Consider the following 19,417-nt stretch of genomic DNA (forward strand, 5'->3'; position numbering starts at 1 on the left):
GTGCAAGAGTCGAACTACCAAGGAGACTGATCAGTGCTACGCACGCATGAGGCAGGCAGCCTGCGGCTGTCGGATGCCGGAACCACCATCACCCTGGCCGGCTGGGTGGACCGCCGCCGCGACCACGGTGGGGTCGCCTTCATCGACTTGCGCGACGCCTCCGGCATCGTCCAGGTCGTCGTGCGCGAGGACGTCGCGGACAAGCTGCGCAATGAGACCGTCGTGCAGGTCACCGGAACCGTGGCCCAGCGGCCCGAGGGCAACGCCAACCCGGACCTGGCCACCGGCGATGTGGAGATCGTCGACACCGAGGTCAAAGTCCTGGCCGAGGCCGCGCCCCTGCCCTTCCAGGTCTCCGAACATGCCGAGGACGCCGGCCAGGTCGGCGAGGAGACGCGGCTGAAGTACCGTTACCTGGATCTGCGTCGGAAGGGCCAGGCCGCGAACCTGCGCCTGCGCTCCGAGGCGAACCGGGCGGCCAGGACGGTCCTCGAGGCCCACCGCTTCACGGAGATCGAGACCCCGACGCTGACCCGCTCCACCCCCGAGGGCGCCCGCGACTTCCTGGTTCCGGCGCGTCTGCGCCCCGGCAACTGGTATGCGCTGCCGCAGTCCCCGCAGCTGTTCAAGCAGCTGCTCCAGGTGGCCGGGATGGAACGCTACTACCAGATCGCCCGCTGCTACCGCGATGAGGACTTCCGAGCGGATCGCCAGCCGGAATTCACCCAGCTCGACATCGAGGCCTCGTTCGTCGATCAGGACGACATCATCGCCCTGGCCGAAGACGTCCTCAAGGCCGTGTGGAAGCTCATCGGCTACGACATCACGACGCCGATCGCCCGGATGACGTACAAGGACGCAATGGAGAAGTACGGTTCGGACAAGCCGGACCTGCGCTTCGGCCTGGAGCTGACCGATCTGACCGAATACTTCAAGGACACGCCGTTCCGCGTGTTCCAGGCGCCCTATGTGGGCGCGGTCGTCTACCCGGGTGGGGCCGCGCTGCCGCGTCGGCAGTTCGATGCCTGGCAGGACTGGGCCAAGCAGCGCGGAGCCAAGGGCCTGGCCTATGTACAGGTCCAGGCCGATGGCACGCTGGGCGGACCGGTGGCCAAGAACATCTCGGAGGACGAGAAGGCCGGACTGGCCGCAGCGGTGGGCGCCGTCCCCGGCGATGCGATCTTCTTCGCAGCGGACAAGCCCAAGGCCGCCCGCGCCCTGCTGGGTGCGGCCCGCAATGAGATCGCCGCGCGCTCCGGCCTGATCGATGAGAACGCCTGGGCCTTCGTCTGGGTCGTCGACGCTCCGCTGTTCGAACCCGCAGAAGAGGCGGTGGCAGCGGGCGATGTGGCCGTGGGCGCCGGCAAATGGACCGCGGTGCACCACGCCTTCACCTCGCCCAAGCCGGAATTCCTCGACACCTTCGACACGGATCCGGGTTCCGCGCTGGCCTACGCCTACGACATCGTGTGCAACGGCAATGAGATCGGTGGCGGTTCCATCCGTATTCACCGCCCGGACATCCAGGAGCGCGTGTTCAAGGTGATGGGCATCTCCGAGGCCGAGGCGCGTGAGAAGTTCGGCTTCCTGCTCGACGCCTTTGCCTTCGGCGCCCCGCCGCACGGCGGCATCGCCTTCGGGTGGGACCGCATCGTCTCGCTGCTGACCCACTCCGATTCGATTCGCGACGTCATCGCCTTCCCGAAGTCCGGTGGCGGCTACGACCCGCTGACCGATGCACCCGGTGCGATCACCGAGCACCAGCGCAAGGAAGCCGGCGTGGACTACGTCGCAGAAGAAGAGGACTGACACCCATCGTGGCGGACCTGTTCAACCAGGAGGCCGGGGACGACGAATCGCCGTCCCCGGCCTTCGCCGGCTCCGGATCCGCACTGGACCCGCTGGCGGTGCGGATGCGCCCGCGGACCATGGACGAGGTGGTCGGCCAGGAACACCTGACGTTCCCCGGTTCACCACTGCAGCAGTTGGCCGGCGCACAGGCCGGTTCGAAGGCGGGCGCGTCCTCCGTGATCCTGTGGGGTCCGCCGGGCGTGGGCAAGACCACCCTGGCGCACGTCATCTCCCATGCCGGGGACCGGCGCTTCGTGGAGCTCTCCGCGATCACAGCCGGGGTCAAGGACGTGCGCCGCGTGGTGGAGAACGCGCGCAACGAACGGGACCTGCACGGGCGCACCACTGTGCTGTTCCTCGATGAGATCCACCGGTTCTCCAAGGCGCAACAGGATGCCCTGCTGCCGGCCGTGGAGAACCGTCTGGTGGTGTTGGTGGCGGCGACCACCGAGAATCCGTCCTTCTCCGTGATCGCACCCCTGGTCTCCCGCTCGCTGGTGCTCACACTCAAACCCCTGACGCCCGAGGACATCTCCCACCTGCTCGAGCACGCGGTGTCAAGCGACCGGGGACTGGCCGGCGGTTTCGTCCTCGAGGACGAGGCCAGGGAGCACATCGTGGCGATCGCCGGGGGAGACGCGCGCCGGTCCCTGACCGTGCTCGAGGCCGCTGCGGCGATCGCCCAGGCGCGGACCAAGGGGGAGGGGACCCCCGTCATCACGGCGGCCTTCACCGCCGAGGCGGCGGACCAGGCGATGGTCCGCTACGACCGGGCAGGGGATCAGCACTACGACGTGATCAGTGCCTTCATCAAGTCGATTCGCGGCTCGGATCCGGATGCCGCGTTGCACTATCTGGCCAGGATGATCGTCGCCGGTGAGGACCCGCGCTTCATCGCCAGACGGATCGTGATCTCGGCGGCCGAGGACATCGGCATGGCGGATCCGCAGGCGCTGACCCTGGCCGTTGCCGCGCAGACCGCCGTGGAGCGCATCGGCATGCCCGAGGGCAGGATCCCCCTGGCCGAGGCCGTGGTCTACCTGGCGGCCGCACCGAAATCCAATGCCTCGTACACCGGTATCAACGAGGCCATCGCCGATGTCAAAGCGGGCAAGGCGGGGGAGGTCCCAGCTCATCTGCGCGATGCGCACTATCCGGGGGCTGCGGCCCTGGGACACGGGGACGGATACAAATACTCCCACGACTACCCCTTCTCGATCTCACCGCAGGACTATCTGCCGGAGTCCCTGGAAGCCGCTCGCTACTATCGGCCGACGGGCAACGGGGCGGAGAGGAACATGGCCGAGCGCCTGCGCCATATCGAGGCGAGACGCAAACCACAGGGGTGAGGCGGCTTGCACGGGTCCGGGTGCGGTAGAGTTGTCTACTGCTGTGCCTGCACCTTAAAGGCGGCCTTGCCCGGTTGACTCGAGCCGGACCATTGCCTTCCCACCCTGGGAAACAGCCGCTTGGACGCCGGCCGAGCCCAGTACTCGCGGATTCCCGTGGAGCACAGGCGTCGAAGCTCAATGCACATACGAAAGGTAGACATCACATGTCTCATGCAACGCGTTCGCGCCGTCAGGTCCGCCTGTCGCGCGCCCTCGGCATTGCCCTGACCCCGAAGGCCGAAAAGTACTTCGAGCGTCGTCCGTACCCGCCCGGCGAGCACGGCCGTGCCCGTCGTCGCAACGACTCGGACTACTCGATCCGCCTGAAGGAGAAGCAGCGTCTGCGCGCCCAGTACGGCATCCGCGAGGCCCAGCTGCTCAAGGTCTACAAGGAAGCCCACCGCCAGCCGGGCATGACCGGTGAAAACCTGGTCGAGCTGCTCGAAATGCGTCTGGACGCCCTGGTCCTGCGTGCCGGCTTCGCCCGCACCATCGCCCAGGCCCGCCAGTTCGTCGTGCACCGTCACATCTGCGTCGACGGCCAGCGCGTGGACCGCCCCTCCTTCCGCGTGAAGGAAGGCCAGACCATCTCCGTGCACACCCGCTCGGCCGATATGGATCCGTTCCAGGTCGCCGCCGCCGGTGCGCACCGCGATGTGCTGCCCGCGGTCCCCGGTTACCTGAACGTGAACCTCGAAGCCCTGCAGGCCACGCTGCTGCGTCGGCCCAAGCGTGAAGAGGTCCCCGTGACCTGCGACGTCCAGCTGGTCGTCGAGCACTACTCGCGCTGATCGCCGCGCACAGGTAGCGTCACCCCGCCCCGGCACCCACTGTGGTGTCGGGGCGGTCGTGTCATCCCGTAGAATCGATCGGGTGTTGACACAGTGTCCGCGCAGCCGGTCCCACGGCGCTCGGGCGCACCCCCTGCTAAGAAAACCGGAAGGTTGGGAATGAAGACCGCTGAAATCAAGCGTCGTTGGCTGAAATTCTTCGAATCCAAGGGACACACCGTCGTGCCCAGTGCGTCGGTCATCAGCCCGGAGCCCTCGGTCCTGTTCACCATCGCCGGTATGGTCCCCTTCATCCCCTACCTGTCCGGCCGCGAACCCGCGCCCTATCCGCGTGCGACGAGCGTGCAGAAGTGCGTGCGCACCGGCGATATCGAAGAGGTGGGTAAGACAACCCGGCACGGCACGTTCTTCCAGATGAACGGCAACTTCAGCTTCGGCGACTACTTCAAGCGCGAGGCGATCCAGTACGCCTGGGAGCTGTTGTCGACTCCCGAGGCCGATGGCGGCCTGGGCTTCGATCCCGAACGGCTGTGGGTCACCGTCCACCACGAGGACGAAGAGTCCATCGGGATCTGGCTCGAGGAGTCGGAGATCCCGATCGAGCGGATCCAGAAGCGCGGAAACGCCGACAACTTCTGGCACACGGGCCAGCCCGGTCCCGGTGGGTACTGCTCGGAGATCTACTTCGACCGCGGGCCCGCCTATGGAGCCGAGGGCGGCCCGGAGGCCGATGAGGACCGCTACATCGAGATCTGGAACCTCGTGTTCACGGAGTTCGAGCTCTCGGCCGTGCGGACCAAGGTCGACTTCGACATCGCGGGGGAACTGCCCGCGAAGAACATCGACACCGGCATGGGGCTGGAGCGCGTCGCCTTCCTCAAACAGGGCGTGGAGAACATGTACGAGATCGACGAGGTCTATCCCGTGCTCGCGGCGGCCTGCGAACTGGCCGGCAAGACCTACGGCGCCGATCACGACGACGATGTGCGCATGCGCGTGGTCGCCGACCACATCCGTTCCTCTCTCATCATCATCGGCGACGGGGTCCGCCCCTCGAACGAGGGTCGCGGTTACATTCTGCGCCGCCTGCTGCGCCGGGCGGTGCGCGCGATGCGCCTGCTGGGTGTGAGCGAACCCGTCCTGCCCGTGCTGCTGCCCGTTTCACGCGATGCCATGGCCGAGTCCTATCCGGAACTGGCGACCGACTTCGAGCGGATCTCGCGGGTCGCCTATGCTGAGGAGAAGGCCTTCCGGCGCACGCTGGAATCGGGCACCGAGCTGTTGAATAAGTCGGTGGCACACCTACACGGCGGACACGAGCTCTCCGGCGAGGTGGCCTTCGCCCTGCACGATACCCACGGGTTCCCGATCGACCTGACCCTGGAGATGGCCCACGAACAGGGCGTCGAGGTCGACGAGGCGGGCTTCCGGACCCTGATGGAGCAGCAGCGACAGCGTGCCAAGGCCGATGCCAAATCGAAGAAGGGCGGCCACGCCGACGTCACGGCATTCAGCGAACTGCTCGACGGCGGGGCGACGGAGTTCGTCGGCTACGACACCCTGGAATCGGGCGCCACGGTGCGTGGCCTGGTCTCCGCTGGGCAGTTCGTCGACGTCGCCCGGCCCGGGGACACCGTGGACCTGGTGCTCGACACCACCCCGTTCTACGCCGAGGCCGGCGGCCAGCGCGCGGACGTCGGGTTGATCTCCGGTGATGGCTTCACCGCCCGTGTGACCGATGTGCAGAGCCCCGTCAAGGGCCTGCGCGCCCACAAGGTCGAGGTGCTCGAGGGCGAGCTGCGCGCCGGCGGCGACGTCTTGGCCGCGGTGGATCCGGCCCATCGCTTCGCCTCCGCGCAGGCGCATTCGGCGACCCACCTGGTCCATGCGGCACTCAGGGAGATCCTGGGGCCCAATGCCGTCCAGGCGGGCTCGCTGAACCAGCCCGGTTATATGCGCTTCGACTTCTCCTTCCCCGATGCGCTTTCGGCGGCTGCCAGGGCCGAGATCGAGGACGCGGCCAATGTCGCCGTCCGCGACAATCTGGAAGTCGACTACCAGTACATGCCCTTCGAGGAGGCCAAGAAGTCCGGTGCGATGGCGCTGTTCGGTGAGCGCTACCCGGAAATCGTGCGCGTGGTGAACATCGGCGGGCCGTTCTCGCGTGAGCTGTGCGCCGGCACCCATGTGGGCCTGACCAGTGAGATCGGGCCGATCTCCGTGATCGCCGAATCCTCCGTGGGATCGGGTACCAGGCGAATCGAGGCGAGCGTCGGTCTGCAGGCCTTCCGCGATCTGGCCAAGGAACGCACGATTCTGTCCTCGGTCTCGGAGATGCTGCGCGTGCCGGGCGCGGACGTCCCCGCCAGGGTCGCGGGACTCCTGGAGCGGATCAAGGAGACCGAACGCGAACTGGCGAAGCTCAACTCCGAACGGGTCCTGGGCCAGGCGGCCTCCGCCGTCGCCTCCATCCGCGAGGTGGCCGGCATCCGGTTCTCCGGTACGGATCTGGGGGCCGTGTCCAATGCAGGTGACGTACGCGCCTTCGTCCTCGATGTGCGCGGACGCCTGGGCGCCGAACCAGCGGTGATCGCCGGGATCGGCGATGCCGCTGGCAAGCCCGCGGTCGTCGTCGCGGTCAACGATGCGGCGCAGGCGCTGGGTCTGCGGGCCGGCGAGTTGGTGCGGGCCGCCTCTGCGGTCCTCGGCGGAGGCGGTGGCGGCAAGCCCGATATCGCCCAGGGCGGCGGCAGCGACTACGGCCGCGCCGCTGCGGCTCTGGAGGAGATCGCCCGCCTGGCCGGATCTCATTCGTGAGTTTCCGCAGGGGCAGACGTCTGGGCATCGACGTCGGCAGCGTACGCGTCGGGGTCGCCTACTGCGACCCCGACGGGATTCTCGCCACCCCGCTGGCGACGGTCTACCGGCGCGATGGGGACGAACGCGCGCTGCGGGAGATCCGCGATCTCATTAACGAAGTCGAACCTATCGAAATCGTCTGTGGTAAGCCGAAGACCCTGCGCGGGCAGGAGGGCAAGTCGGCGGCGACGGCCCTTGAATTCACCCGACTGATAGCGGAAACCTCGGGTGTTCCGATCCGCCTGTTCGACGAGCGCTTCACCACTACGGAGGCCCACCGCATGCTACAGTCGGCGGGCAGGAATTCCCGGCAGCGGCGCGAGCGCGTCGACGCTGTGGCCGCCGTCGTCATCCTGCAATCGGCACTCGAGGCCGAGAAGACCACGGGATCGCCCGCAGGCGATCCGCTGCCGCACGAAAGCCAGCCACCTGGGGGAGACCACTTGTGACACTGCACGAAGAGTTCGCCCAGTTCGGTGAGGAGACCCGGACTTCCCGCAGGGCCAGAGAGCGCCGCAGGAAGTTCCGACGTCGCCGGATGGTCGCGATCATCGTCGTCGCGGCGGTCCTGCTGCTCGGCGGCGGGGTGTTCGCTGTCTTCACCGCCAAGGGCGCCTTCGGCGAGGTATTCGGTTCGAACGCAGACTACGAGGGCAGTGGAACCGGTGAAGTCGTCGTGACGATCGAACAGGGGACCTCTGCCCGGGCCGTGGCCAATCAGCTCGTCGACCAGGAGGTCATTCAGGCCGCCCGACCGTTCCTCAAACTGGTCGAGGAACGCGACTTCACGATCCAGGCGGGCACCTTCCGGATGCACAAGCAGATGAGTTCGGCCGCAGCGCTGGACCTGCTGCAGAAGGGGCAGGCCGCCAATCGGGTGACCGTGGCCGAGGGGCAGACGATCAAGCAGATCAAGCCGAAGATGGTCGCGGCCGGGCTGGACGCCGACGACGTCGACGCCGCCATCGACGACAAATCGCCGAGGGACTACGGACTCGAGATCAAGGCCCCCAGCTTGGAGGGATACCTGTTCCCTGCGACATATGACGTGCAGAAGGACAGCTCGGCCACTGCGATGGTCCAGGATATGGTCGATCGCACGAAGGGCGAGTTCAATGAACTGGCGATCAACAACGATGACGCCAATCGTCTGTTGACCCTGGGCAGCCTGGTCCAGGTCGAATCGAATGAGGATCCGGCGACCCAGGCCAAGGTGGCGCGCGTCTTCCTCAACCGGATGGGCAAGGCCAGTGAGACCCGCGGTCTCTTGCAGTCCGATGCGACGGTCGCCTACATCTTCGGCGCCAGGGGCGATCTGACGACCACCTCCAAGGAGCGCGCGAGCAAGAACCCGTACAACACCTATGTGCACAAGGGACTGCCGCCGGGTCCGATCGGCAGTCCCGGCCGCTCGGCGCTGCTGGCGGCCAAGCGGCCGGCCACCGGTGACTGGCAGTACTTCGTGGCGACCGATCCGGATGCCGGCGAGGTCAAGTTCGCCAAGACCTACAAAGAGCACCAGGCGAACGTCAAGGAGTACCAGGCCTGGCTGCGCGAACACAACAGTCAGTCTCCCGGCGCGGGGTCCGGAGCGGACGGCTCGGATGGCTGAGGCCCGGCATCGCGCCGCTGTGCTCGGCTCGCCGATCGCCCATTCCCTGTCCCCGCTGCTGCACACCGCGGCATATGCCGCGCTGGGAATGGACGACTGGTCCTACGACCGCAGGGAGACCACTGCGGACGAACTCGAGGGCGTGCTGCTGGGGGCCGATTCGCACATCGCGGGCTACTCGGCGACCATGCCGTTGAAGGAGGAACTCGTCAGGCTCGCCGCCGTCCACGGCTGGGACGTAGACGAGACCGCAGCCCTGACCGGGGTCGCGAACACCTGGGTCGGCGGCAGTCGTCCGCGCATTCTCAACACCGATGTGCAGGGGATCGTCGGTGCCCTGGCCGAGGCCGGAATCCAGCCGGGCCGTGTCGCCATCGTGGGCACCGGGGCAACGGCCCGTTCGGCTGCCCTGGCGGCGCGCCTGGCCGGCGGGCGGGATTTCGCAGTCTACGGGCGCAACCCCCGCAGGACTTCTGCGCTGGCGGACTTCCTGCACAGCCTGGGCGCAGCCGAGGTCACCACGGAGCCGATCGCGCAGCTGCAGCCGGGTGCCGCCGACCTGGTGATCTCCACTCTGCCCGCAGGGGTGCTGACGGCCGACACCTGGCATTGGCCGGCCCGGCTGCCGGAATCCACCGCGGTGCTCGACGTGGCCTATGCCGTGGGCTCGCTCGATCTCACGGGGATGTTCACCGAGCGCGGGGCCCGTGGCCTGGCGGGCACCCGGATGCTCGTCCACCAGGCAGTCGCCCAGTTCCAGGCCTTTCGCGAGGCCGCGGGCCTGCCGGCCGGGGACGCCACTGCGATTCGGACGGCGATGGACGCCGCCGGCGCCCGGCGCACGGTCTGAGATGACGACCCTGCCGGGGTCGGCCGGCGCCGTGTCGGTGTGCGTTTCGCTCATCGTGGCCCTGGCGATCGGGTGGCGCCTGCCCCGGCTGCTGGCCGACCCCGCGCACACCCTGCGGGTGCGCACCGCGGGACGGACGTATCTGCTCGGCGCCGTCGCCCTGGGACCGCTGCTGTCCCTGCTCGTGACGTGGGCCCTGTCCACCGGTATGGAATCCACCACTGCCACTCGCACCTGCCTCGTGTTGATCCTGGGGGTGCTGGCCGGCGCCACCGGGTGGCTCTTCCTGATCGACGCGCGGGTCCACCGCCTGCCCAATCGGATCGTCGGACCTCTGGCGATCCTGGTCCTGGTCACAGCGGTAGCGGCCTGGCAGGCCGCCCCCGGCCTGAGCCTGCGGATGCTGGCTGGGGCGGTGGGGCTGGGCCTGTTCTTCGCGTTCATCGCCGTCCTGGGCCGGTTGCTGGCCGGTGAGTCGATGGGCCTCGGCGACGTCAAACTCGCCGTGCCGCTGGGCGCGCTGGCCGCGGGGGTCGAGCCGTGGGCACCCCTGACCGCGCTGGTCGTGATGAATGTCTCCGCCCTCGTCTTCCTGCTCTACCGCTGGGTGCGCACCCGCACCCGCCCCGGCGGAAGCCTGGCGTACGGCCCCCATATGCTGATCGGCACGTGGACGGCGGTCCTGGCCGGTGCCCCGCTTTTGTAGACTCATAAGCATGTTGAGATGGCTGAGTGCAGGAGAGTCCCACGGTGAGGCTCTGATCGGAATCATCGAGGGGCTGCCGGCGCACGTGCCCGTGACCACCGAGGACATCCAGACGGCTTTGGCCCGTCGCCGGCTGGGCTACGGACGCGGAGCGCGGATGAAGTTCGAGGCCGACGCGGTGCGGATGCTCGGCGGGGTGCGCCACGGTGAGACCCTCGGTTCGCCGATCGCCATCGAGGTCGGCAACACCGAGTGGCCCAAATGGCAGGAGGTGATGAGCGCCGATCCGGTACCCGCCGAGGTGCTGGCCGAGCAGGCGCGCAATGCGCCGCTGACCCGGCCGCGGCCCGGTCATGCCGACTTGGTCGGGATGCTCAAGTACGGCTGGGACGAAGCCCGCCCGATTCTGGAACGCGCCTCGGCCAGGGAAACCGCGATGCGGGTGGCGCTGGCCGCTGTGGCGCAGCGGTTCTTGGCCGAGCTGGGCATCACGGTGCTCTCGCACACCGTGGCCATCGGCCCCGTTGACGGAGGACGGGACCTGCCGCGGCCGAGGATCGCCGACGTCCCGGCGCTCGATGCGGATCCCGTGCGCTGCTTCGACTCCGAACTCTCCGCACGGATGATCGAGGAAATCGACGCAACGAAGAAGGCGGGGGACACCGTCGGCGGGGTCGTCGAGGTCATCGCAGACGGCCTGCCGATCGGCCTGGGTTCGCATATCCAATGGGACCGCAGGCTCGACTCCCGCCTGGCCGGAGCCCTGATGGGCATCCAGGCGATCAAGGGCGTGGAGATCGGCGACGGCTTCGACACGACGCGCCGACGCGGTTCCGCCGCCCACGACGAAATCCTGGTCGACGGCGGTGGCCTGGCCCGTTCGAGCAACCGTGCCGGTGGCACCGAGGGCGGGATGTCGACCGGCGAGCGACTCATCGTGCGAGCCGGAATGAAGCCCATCGCCACCGTCCCCCGCGCCCTGCGCACGGTCGATGTGAGCACGGGGGAGGCCGCGAAGGCGAATCACCAGCGCTCCGATGTGTGTGCGGTCCCGGCCGCCGGCGTCGTGGCCGAGGCGATGGTCGCCCTGGTCCTCGCCGAAGCCGTGATGGAGAAGTTCGGCGGCGACTCGGTGGCCGAGGTCTCCCGGAACCTCGACTCCTACCGCGCTTCCCTCGACCCCAGGCTGCTGGGTTCGTGATGGTACCACCGGAGGAGGGGCCCCTGCCGCGCCCGGCCGCACCGGTGGACCCGCTGCCGGCCGCCGGGGCCAGACTGGCGCTGATCGGTCCGCCGACCGCGGGGAAGTCGACGATCGGCCGGCTGTTGGCCGATCGGCTCGACATCCCGTTGATCGACACGGATCAGCGGATCGTCGACCGCTATGGCCCGATCCAGGAGATCTTCACCGAGCGCGGCGAGGCCCGGTTCCGGGAGATCGAACGCGAGGTGGTCCGCCGGGCCCTGCGCGGCCTGCTCGACGGACCCGGGGTCGTTTCCCTGGGCGGCGGGGCCATTCTGAACCCGGGCACTCGCGCACAGCTGAAGCACCCGGCGATCAAGGTCGTCAACATCGTCATCGATGCACAGACCGCCCTGGAACGGCTGGGCGGTTCGCGCCGGCCACTGCTCGACGACGCCGCGGACAGGCTGCAGGCCTTCGAACGGCTGCAGGCCGAGCGTGCGCCCCTGTACCGCTCGGTCGCGACGCTGAGCGTTTCGGCCACGAACGATCCGCCCTCGACGATCGTCAACCGAATCGTCGACATCGTCGCCGGGATGCAACGGGCCGAGGATCTCAAACGCTACGGGGACCTCGGCGCTGCCGCCGGGGTGCCATTGGAAGGGTCGGCCGAGCCGACCGGGGAAGAGGACTGAACTCATGAGCGAAACCATCCAGATCGACGTGCATGCCGAGCGGGACTATCCCGTGCGGATCGGCCACGGATTGCTCGGGCAGCTGCCCGAGCTCCTGGGCGCCCGGGTCAAGAAGGTGCTCGTCATCCACCCGCGCGCCCTGCGGACCACCGGTGAGGTCGTGCGCGATGACCTCGAGGCGGCGGGATTCGAGGCACTGGCCGCCGAGATCCCCGATGCCGAGGAGGCCAAGCACGTCCAGGTGGCCGCGTTCTGCTGGCAGATCCTGGGGCAGTCGGACTTCACCCGCTCGGACGCGATCGTCGCCGTCGGCGGAGGAGCCGTGACCGATCTGGGCGGGTTCGTCGCGGCCAGCTGGCTGCGCGGCATCCGCTATGTCAACATCCCGACCACGGTGCTGGGCATGCTGGACGCGGCGGTCGGAGGCAAGACCGCGATCAACACCGCCGAGGGCAAGAACCTGGTGGGCTTCTTCCATTCGCCCGCGGGCGTTCTGGCCGATCTGGACACCCTGGCCACCCTGCCGGATCACGAACTGTTCACCGGGCTGGCCGAAGCCGTCAAGTGCGGCTTCATCGCCGACCCCGTCATCCTTGATCTGCTCGAAGGGCACAGTCTCGAGCAGATCAAGGATCCGCACGGGCCCGTGCTGGCAGAAGTGGTGCGCCGTGCGATTGCGGTCAAGGCCGCCATCGTCGGGGAGGACTTCAAAGAATCCGGTCGGCGCGAATTCCTCAACTTCGGACATACGCTGGCGCACGCGATCGAGCGGCAGGAGCGCTATCAGTGGCGCCACGGGGCCGCCGTGGCCGTCGGTATGGTCTTCGCGGCCGAACTGAGCACCCTGACGAAGAACCTCGACCCCGCGCTCGTCGACCGGCTGCGTGCGCTGTTGGAACATCTGGGGCTGCCCACGGGCTACCGTGGGGACAAATGGCCGCAGCTGTTGGAGACCATGCGGCGGGACAAGAAGTCCCGCGGTTCGCTCATGCGCTTCATCGTGCTCGAAGACCTGGGCAGGCCGAAACTGCTGGAGAACCCGGACCCCAGCCTGCTGTTCACCGCGTATCAGACGATTGGGATTGACGCCCCGGCGCGGCGACTGTAAAACAGTTGCTAGACTTGAGCGGATTGTCTTTCCGAATCCTACCCACTAGACAAAGGGAAAATCTGTGGCAACGACCAACGATTTGAAGAACGGCCTGGTTCTCAACCTGGACAACCAGCTGTGGCAGGTGCTGGAGTTCCAGCACGTCAAGCCCGGTAAGGGACCGGCCTTCGTGCGCACCAAGATCAAGAACGTGCTCTCGGGCAAGATCATCGACCGCACCTTCAACGCCGGTACCAAGGTCGAAACCGCAACCGTCGACCGCCGTGACATGCAGTACCTGTACAACGACGGTACCGACTACGTCTTCATGGACGCCAAGGACTACGACCAGGTCAACCTGAGCCCGGAGCTGGTCGGGGATGCGGCCAACTTCATGCTGGAGAACCAGATCGTGCAGGTGTCCTTCCACGAGGGCACCCCGCTGGCCATCGAACTGCCCGCCGCGGTGGAACTGGTCATCTCCCACACCGAGCCCGGCCTGCAGGGCGACCGCTCCACCGGTGGATCGAAGCCGGCGACGCTGGAGACCGGATATGAAATCCAGGTGCCGCTGTTCCTCGAAGAGGGCACTAAGGTCCGCGTCGACACCCGTTCGGGTGACTACCTGGGGCGCGTCAAGGAGTGAGTTCGCGCAGCAGGGCCCGCCGCCGGGCACTCGAGATCCTCTTCGAGTCCGAACAGCGGGCAATGGACGAAGCAGAGCTGACACAGCTGCGGTCGCACGACCCCGATTACCCGATGAAGCCCTATGCGGTCGAAATCGTCGACGGGGTGGTCAGCCACCGCGATGAGATCGACGAACTCATCGCGACGCACGCGCAGGGCTGGGAACTCGACCGACTGCCGGCGGTGGACCGGGCCCTGTTGCGGATGGGCCTGTGGGAGATCCTGTTCAACGATTCCGTGGATGCCAAGACCGCGATCGACGAAGCGGTGTCCCTGGCCAGGCAGTATTCGACGGATGACTCCCCGAAGTTCATCAACGGCGTGCTCGACCGGATCCGCAAGCTGGAGGCCTGAGCCGCCATGGTCGAACTGCGCGACTGCGATGCGATGGTCTTCGACTGCGATGGAGTGCTGGTCGATTCGGAGACCATCGCCAATGAGGTGCTCAGGGAGGTGATCGGTGAGCTGGGCTGGGCGATGAGCCAGGACCAGGCACACCGGACCTTCGTCGGACACGCTCTGCCCGACACCGTGAAGATCGTCACCGAGCACTTCGCAGCGCAGGGAGACCGGCCGGACGCCTCCTGGGTTGAAACCTACCGGGCCCGCCGCGATGCCGAGCTGGCCGCGCGGCTGAGTCCCATGCACGGCGTGGCGGGGATGCTCGCCGCGGCCCTGCGCCGGTTCAAGGGGAGGGTCGGGGTGGCTTCGAACTCCCCGCGGGGCAAACTCGATATGCAATTGCGTCGGACGGCCCTGGACGAGGTGTTCCATGCGGCCCATGTGTTCAGCGGGATGGACATGCCGCAGCCGAAGCCGGCTCCGGATGTCTATCGTGCGGCCGCGGCCTCCTTCGACCCGCCCAGTCGACGGTTCGCGGTCCTGGAGGACTCTCCCTCGGGCGTTAAGGCCGGCGTCGCCGCCGGCGGCTACGTGATCGGTCTGTCCACGGTTTTCTCCGGGGCGGATCTGCGTGCCGCCGGAGCACATCGGGTGGTGGCCTCGCTGCCGGACGCGGCCGAGCTGCTGCGTCCTTGAGCCCCCTCCCAGTGGCGCTGGGCTATGGGATCGGACACACGTGTGTCCGGGGATGCCCCGGGCACACCGGGACCTCGCTATAGTAGAGGCGTATCTACTCCTTTAAGCACCGTCCCGTGAGGCGGAGAAGGGGGACGCATGCGCACACGAACCGTGCTCGACGAGACCGAGATCTCGCGGGCCATCACACGCATCGCCCACGAAATCGTGGAAAACAACAAGGGTGCCCAGGGCCTGCTGATCCTGGGAATCCCCACCCGCGGGGTCCCGCTGGCCCACCGGCTGGCCGAGCGGATCGCCCAGATCGAGCCCACGGTGGAAGCCACCGAACTCGTCGGCAGCCTCGACGTCACGATGTATCGTGACGATCTGCGCACGGGCCGGCTGCGCGCCCCCGAACCCACCTCGATCCCCGGGAGCATCGACGGTCGCACAGTCGTCCTGGTCGACGACGTGCTCTACTCCGGCAGGACCATCCGCGCGGCACTCGACGCCCTGACCGATATCGGTCGGCCAGCCGCGGTGCGCCTGGCGGTCCTGGTCGACCGCGGCCACCGGGCCCTGCCGATCCGCGCCGATCACGTGGGCAAGAACCTGCCGACCTCGACCGACGAACGGGTCTCGGTGACCCTACAGGAGATCGACGGAGCCGATTCGGTGATCATCACAGGGGGTGCCGCCTGATGCGTCATCTGCTGTCGACCAAAGATCTCAGCCGCGCCGAGGCCGTCGAACTGCTCGACATCGCCGAGGAGATGTCTGCCGCCCAGGCCCGTGAGATCAAGAAACTTCCCGTACTGCGCGGCCGCACAGTGGTCAACCTGTTCTACGAGGACTCGACCCGCACGCGGATGTCCTTCGAAGCCGCCGCCAAACGGCTCTCCGCCGATGTCATCAACTTCTCGGCCAAGGGCTCCTCGGTGTCCAAGGGCGAGAGCCTGCAGGACACCGCGCAGACGCTCGCCGCGATCGGTGCAGACGCAGTTGTCATCCGCCACCCCGGATCCGGCGCCCCGCACCGGCTGGCGGCCAGCGACTGGATCGACCTGCCCATCCTCAACGCAGGTGACGGTACGCATGAACACCCCACCCAGGCACTACTGGACTCCTTCACCCTGCGCCGCGTCCTGACCGGCGCGCCGGCCTCCGGGCCGTTGTCCGCAGGGTCCGGGACGCGGGGAACCGACCTGGCCGGTGCCAGGATCGCGATCGTCGGCGACGTTCTGCATTCGCGTGTCGCCCGCTCGAATGTGCACCTGCTGGTCACCCTGGGGGCCCGAGTAACCCTCATCGCCCCGCCCACCTTGCTGCCCTGGGGCGTGGAATCCTGGCCCGTCGAGATCTACTACGACTTCGACCAGGCGCTGGCCGAACGTGATTTCGACGCGGTGATGATGCTGCGCGTCCAGCTGGAGCGCATGCACGCGGCGTTCTTCCCCAACCCGCGCGAATATTCGCGGATGTGGGGTCTGACCCCGAGCCGGTACGCCGACCTGGGGGAACACACGGCGATTATGCACCCCGGGCCCATGAACCGGGGATTCGAGATCTGCGCAGTGGCAGCCGACTCGCCCCGCGCGGTGGTGCGCGACCAGGTCGCCAACGGCGTGTCCGTGCGCATGGCGGCACTGTACAAACTTCTGACCGGCCGGGGCCCCGACCCCGCCGCAGTCGTCAACCCGATGGAGGAGCCACACGCATGAGCAGCACACTGATCCGCGGTGCGTCCGTACTCGGAGGCGCCGCACGTGATCTCTTGATCGTCGACGGCCGCCTGAGCGAACCGACGCCCGAGGCCTCGAAATCGGCCGATACCGTCGTCGAGGCGGCCGGCCTGGTCGCCCTGCCCGGCCTGGTCGACATGCACACGCATCTGCGCGAGCCGGGCAAGGAAGACGCTGAGACCGTGCTGACCGGCTCGCAGTCCGCCGCACGCGGCGGCTACACGGCCGTCCACGCGATGGCCAACACCCAGCCGGTCGCCGATTCCGCCGGGGTGGTCGAACAGGTATGGCGGCTGGGCCGCTCCGCCGGGTTCACGGAGGTCCGTCCGGTGGGCGCTGTAACACTGGGCCAGGACGGCGCCCAGCTGGCCGAACTCGGCGCCATGGCCGCGAGCGCGGCACAGGTGCGGATGTTCTCCGATGACGGCAAGTGCGTTTCGGACTCCCAGCTGATGCGCCGCGCGCTGGAATACGTGAAGTCCTTCGACGGGATCATCGCCCAGCACTCCCAGGATCCCCGGCTGACGGAGGACGCGCAGATGAACGAGGGCGTCGTCTCTGCCGAGCTGGGCCTGCCGGGGTGGCCCGCGGTGGCGGAGGAGGCGATCATCGCCCGCGACGTCCTGCTGGCCGAACACGTCGGTTCCCGCCTGCACGTCTGCCACCTCTCGACCGCCGGGTCCGTGGACATCGTCCGCTGGGCCAAGGCCCGCGGGGTGCGGGTGACCGCGGAGGTCACCCCGCACCACCTGATGCTGACCGATGAGCTGGTTCGCAGCTATGACCCCGTCTACAAGGTCAACCCGCCACTGCGCACCCAACGCGATGTCGATGCCGTGCGCGCCGGCTTGGCCGATGGGACGATCGACGTGATCGGCACCGACCACGCACCGCATCCGGCCGAACACAAGTGTTCGGAATGGACCGCCGCGGCGATGGGCATGGTCGGGATGGAGACCGCTCTGCCGATCGTGGTCGAGGCCATGGCCGACTACGACTTCGGCTGGGAGGACGTCGCCAGGGTGATGAGTACCCGGCCGGCCCAGATCACCGGTCTCACCGCGCACGGTTCACTGGCCGTCGGGCAGCCCGCCAACCTTGTTCTGGTGGATCCGCGGGCCCCGCACCGGATCGATCCGGCCGGCCACGCGACGCTGGGCCGGAACAATCCGTTCAAGGGCGTGGAGGTCTCCACCCGGATCGTCGACACCTTCCTCTACGGGACCAGGGTCGTCGCCGACGGGCAGTTGGCACAGCCGCATCCGGCTGCCGGGGACGGCGCATGGATCGCCTGACCCCGAGCATCGTCATCCTGATCGTCGTCGTCGGCGTCTTCGGCCTCATGTACTGGGGCTGGCGGGGTCGGCAGCACCGGCAGGCGGGGATCGCAGCGCCGGCTGCGCCGCCGGCCGGCTACACCGCCGAGCTGACCCCGGTGCCCGGCATGTACGTCGCCACCACACACGCGGGGGAGAACCTGGAGCGGATCAATGTGCACGCCCTGGGGGTGCGGACGAACGGTGCCCTGTTCGTCGGCGACCAGGGCGTGGCGATCGAGCGCGAGGGCGCCGATGACATCTTCATCCCCGCGGCCGCCGTGGAACAGGCACATGCCGGATCGGGCATGATCGGCAAATTCGTCGAGCGCGACGGCCTCATCATCATCCGCTGGAATCTGGGAGGGACCCGTGTCGACACCGGTTTCCGGCCCAGGGAACACGCACAGACCAAGCCCGCGATCGCCGCGGTAGACGAACTGATTGGACATCACGCATGAGCTTATTGGACCGCCCCAAGGCAATCCTCGTCTTAGAGGACGGCACGACGTTCGCCGGACACGCCTATGGCGCTACCGGCCGTGGGCTGGGCGAGGCCGTCTTCGTCACCGCGATGACCGGTTATCAGGAGACGCTGACCGATCCGTCCTACCACCGACAGGTGGTCGTGCAGACTGCTCCGCACATCGGCAACACCGGGGTCAACGACGTCGACGACGAATCGCTGAAGTACTGGGTCGCCGGTTACGTCGTACGTGATGCCGCCCGGATCTCTTCGAACTGGCGCGCCACCGAGGACCTCGAGGCCCGGCTGCGCAGGCTGGACATCGTCGGGATCCAGGATGTCGACACCCGCGCACTGACCCTGCACCTGCGCGAGGCCGGCGCGATGCGCGTCGGCATCTTCTCGGGTGAGGACGCCGGCCGCCCGGTCGGCGAGCTGCTCACGATCGTGCGCGAGACCCCGGCGATGACCGGCGCTCAGCTGGCCGACGAGGTCTCCACCGACGAGCCGTACATCGTCGAAGCGGTGGGACCCAAGAAGTTCACGGTCGCGGCCTACGACCTCGGGATCAAGGCCATGACCCCGCAGCAGCTGGCAGAACGCGGCATCGAGGTCCACGTGGTGCCGGCGGACTACCCCTTCGAGAAGCTGCAGGAGCTGGGCCCCGACGGGGTGTTCTTCTCCAACGGACCCGGTGACCCGGAGACGGCCACCGCGCAGATCGAGGTGCTGACCGAGGTGCTGGCCCATCGTATCCCGTTCTTCGGCATCTGCTTCGGCAACCAGCTGCTGGGCAGGGCCCTGGGCTTCGGCACCTACAAATTGCGCTTCGGCCACCGCGGCGTCAACCAGCCGGTGCTCGACACCGCCACCGGGCGCGTCGAGATCACCGCACAGAACCACGGCTTCGCGGTCGACGCGCCCCTGCACGAGGTCGTCACCGCACCGGCGAACGCCGATTTCGGGCGGGTCGAGGTCAGCCACATCGGGCTCAACGACGATGTGGTGGAGGGCCTGCGCTGCCTTGACATCCCGGCCTTCTCGGTCCAGTTCCACCCCGAGTCCGCGGCCGGCCCGCACGATTCGCGCGGCCTGTTCGACCGCTTCGTCGACCTCATGACCACCACCGCCAAGACCGCGGCCGAATAAGGAGTTTTT

19 protein-coding genes are annotated in these 19,417 nt (G+C 67.9%); all 19 read left to right on the forward strand.

Annotation, left to right across the window (positions count from 1 at the left end; genetic code table 11):
• Positions 1-33 precede the first annotated feature (33 nt).
• The 19 genes from aspS to carA all read left to right on the forward strand — a co-directional run bounded on the left by aspS (position 34) and on the right by carA (position 19,408).
• On the forward strand, positions 34-1,809 hold the full coding sequence (gene aspS, locus NQ038_RS10620) for an aspartate--tRNA ligase (RefSeq protein WP_257062558.1): 1,776 nt from the start codon (positions 34-36) through the stop codon (positions 1,807-1,809).
• An 8-nt stretch (positions 1,810-1,817) separates the two neighbouring features.
• Positions 1,818-3,200, forward strand: a complete 1,383-nt coding sequence (locus tag NQ038_RS10625; RefSeq protein WP_257046456.1) for a replication-associated recombination protein A — start codon at positions 1,818-1,820, stop codon at positions 3,198-3,200.
• A gap of 206 nt (positions 3,201-3,406) precedes the next feature.
• Positions 3,407-4,033 carry a 30S ribosomal protein S4 gene (gene rpsD / locus NQ038_RS10630; protein WP_257046455.1) on the forward strand — a complete coding sequence of 209 codons (627 nt, stop codon included), beginning with the start codon at positions 3,407-3,409 and terminating at the stop codon, positions 4,031-4,033.
• A 159-nt stretch (positions 4,034-4,192) separates the two neighbouring features.
• Positions 4,193-6,850 (forward strand): alanine--tRNA ligase, encoded by a 2,658-nt coding sequence (gene alaS / locus NQ038_RS10635; RefSeq protein WP_257046454.1) that lies wholly within the window; start codon positions 4,193-4,195, stop codon positions 6,848-6,850.
• Positions 6,847-7,341, forward strand: a complete 495-nt coding sequence (gene ruvX, locus NQ038_RS10640) for a Holliday junction resolvase RuvX (protein ID WP_257046453.1) — start codon at positions 6,847-6,849, stop codon at positions 7,339-7,341. The genes alaS and ruvX overlap by 4 nt, the downstream gene beginning before the upstream one ends.
• Entirely contained in the window at positions 7,338-8,504 is a 1,167-nt protein-coding gene (gene mltG / locus NQ038_RS10645) for an endolytic transglycosylase MltG (RefSeq protein WP_257046452.1), read from the forward strand. The genes ruvX and mltG overlap by 4 nt, the downstream gene beginning before the upstream one ends.
• On the forward strand, positions 8,497-9,354 hold the full coding sequence (locus NQ038_RS10650; protein WP_257046451.1) for a shikimate dehydrogenase: 858 nt from the start codon (positions 8,497-8,499) through the stop codon (positions 9,352-9,354). The genes mltG and NQ038_RS10650 overlap by 8 nt, the downstream gene beginning before the upstream one ends.
• Before the next feature lies 1 nt (position 9,355).
• Positions 9,356-10,060: an A24 family peptidase gene (locus NQ038_RS10655; protein ID WP_257046450.1), complete on the forward strand. Its 705-nt coding sequence runs from the start codon at positions 9,356-9,358 to the stop codon at positions 10,058-10,060.
• 10 nt (positions 10,061-10,070) lie between these two features.
• Positions 10,071-11,261, forward strand: a complete 1,191-nt coding sequence (aroC, locus tag NQ038_RS10660) for a chorismate synthase (RefSeq protein ID WP_257046449.1) — start codon at positions 10,071-10,073, stop codon at positions 11,259-11,261.
• Positions 11,261-11,938, forward strand: coding sequence for a shikimate kinase (locus tag NQ038_RS10665; RefSeq protein WP_257046645.1), 678 nt, complete (start codon positions 11,261-11,263; stop codon positions 11,936-11,938). Before aroC ends, NQ038_RS10665 begins: the two co-directional genes overlap by 1 nt.
• A gap of 4 nt (positions 11,939-11,942) precedes the next feature.
• Complete coding sequence (gene aroB / locus NQ038_RS10670) at positions 11,943-13,046, forward strand: 3-dehydroquinate synthase (protein ID WP_257046448.1); 1,104 nt, start codon at positions 11,943-11,945, stop codon at positions 13,044-13,046.
• A 64-nt stretch (positions 13,047-13,110) separates the two neighbouring features.
• Positions 13,111-13,674 (forward strand): elongation factor P, encoded by a 564-nt coding sequence (gene efp, locus NQ038_RS10675; protein ID WP_257046447.1) that lies wholly within the window; start codon positions 13,111-13,113, stop codon positions 13,672-13,674.
• Positions 13,671-14,069: a transcription antitermination factor NusB gene (nusB, locus tag NQ038_RS10680; RefSeq protein ID WP_257046446.1), complete on the forward strand. Its 399-nt coding sequence runs from the start codon at positions 13,671-13,673 to the stop codon at positions 14,067-14,069. The genes efp and nusB overlap by 4 nt, the downstream gene beginning before the upstream one ends.
• 6 nt (positions 14,070-14,075) lie before the next feature.
• The gene (locus tag NQ038_RS10685; protein WP_257046445.1) at positions 14,076-14,753 is read left to right on the forward strand and encodes an HAD family phosphatase; all 678 of its coding nucleotides are present in this window, start codon (positions 14,076-14,078) and stop codon (positions 14,751-14,753) included.
• 138 nt (positions 14,754-14,891) lie between these two features.
• Positions 14,892-15,437 carry a bifunctional pyr operon transcriptional regulator/uracil phosphoribosyltransferase PyrR gene (gene pyrR / locus NQ038_RS10690; RefSeq protein WP_257046444.1) on the forward strand — a complete coding sequence of 182 codons (546 nt, stop codon included), beginning with the start codon at positions 14,892-14,894 and terminating at the stop codon, positions 15,435-15,437.
• Positions 15,437-16,456, forward strand: a complete 1,020-nt coding sequence (locus NQ038_RS10695; RefSeq protein WP_257046443.1) for an aspartate carbamoyltransferase catalytic subunit — start codon at positions 15,437-15,439, stop codon at positions 16,454-16,456. Before pyrR ends, NQ038_RS10695 begins: the two co-directional genes overlap by 1 nt.
• A complete protein-coding gene (locus tag NQ038_RS10700) occupies positions 16,453-17,772 on the forward strand; it encodes a dihydroorotase (protein WP_257046442.1) in 1,320 nt (439 codons plus the stop codon). The genes NQ038_RS10695 and NQ038_RS10700 overlap by 4 nt, the downstream gene beginning before the upstream one ends.
• The gene (locus tag NQ038_RS10705; protein ID WP_257046441.1) at positions 17,760-18,254 is read left to right on the forward strand and encodes an ABC transporter permease; all 495 of its coding nucleotides are present in this window, start codon (positions 17,760-17,762) and stop codon (positions 18,252-18,254) included. Before NQ038_RS10700 ends, NQ038_RS10705 begins: the two co-directional genes overlap by 13 nt.
• Positions 18,251-19,408: a glutamine-hydrolyzing carbamoyl-phosphate synthase small subunit gene (carA, locus tag NQ038_RS10710; RefSeq protein WP_257046440.1), complete on the forward strand. Its 1,158-nt coding sequence runs from the start codon at positions 18,251-18,253 to the stop codon at positions 19,406-19,408. The genes NQ038_RS10705 and carA overlap by 4 nt, the downstream gene beginning before the upstream one ends.
• Positions 19,409-19,417 lie beyond the last annotated feature (9 nt).

The organism is Brevibacterium sp. 50QC2O2 (assembly GCF_024580675.1).
GTDB lineage: Bacteria > Actinomycetota > Actinomycetes > Actinomycetales > Brevibacteriaceae > Brevibacterium > Brevibacterium moorei.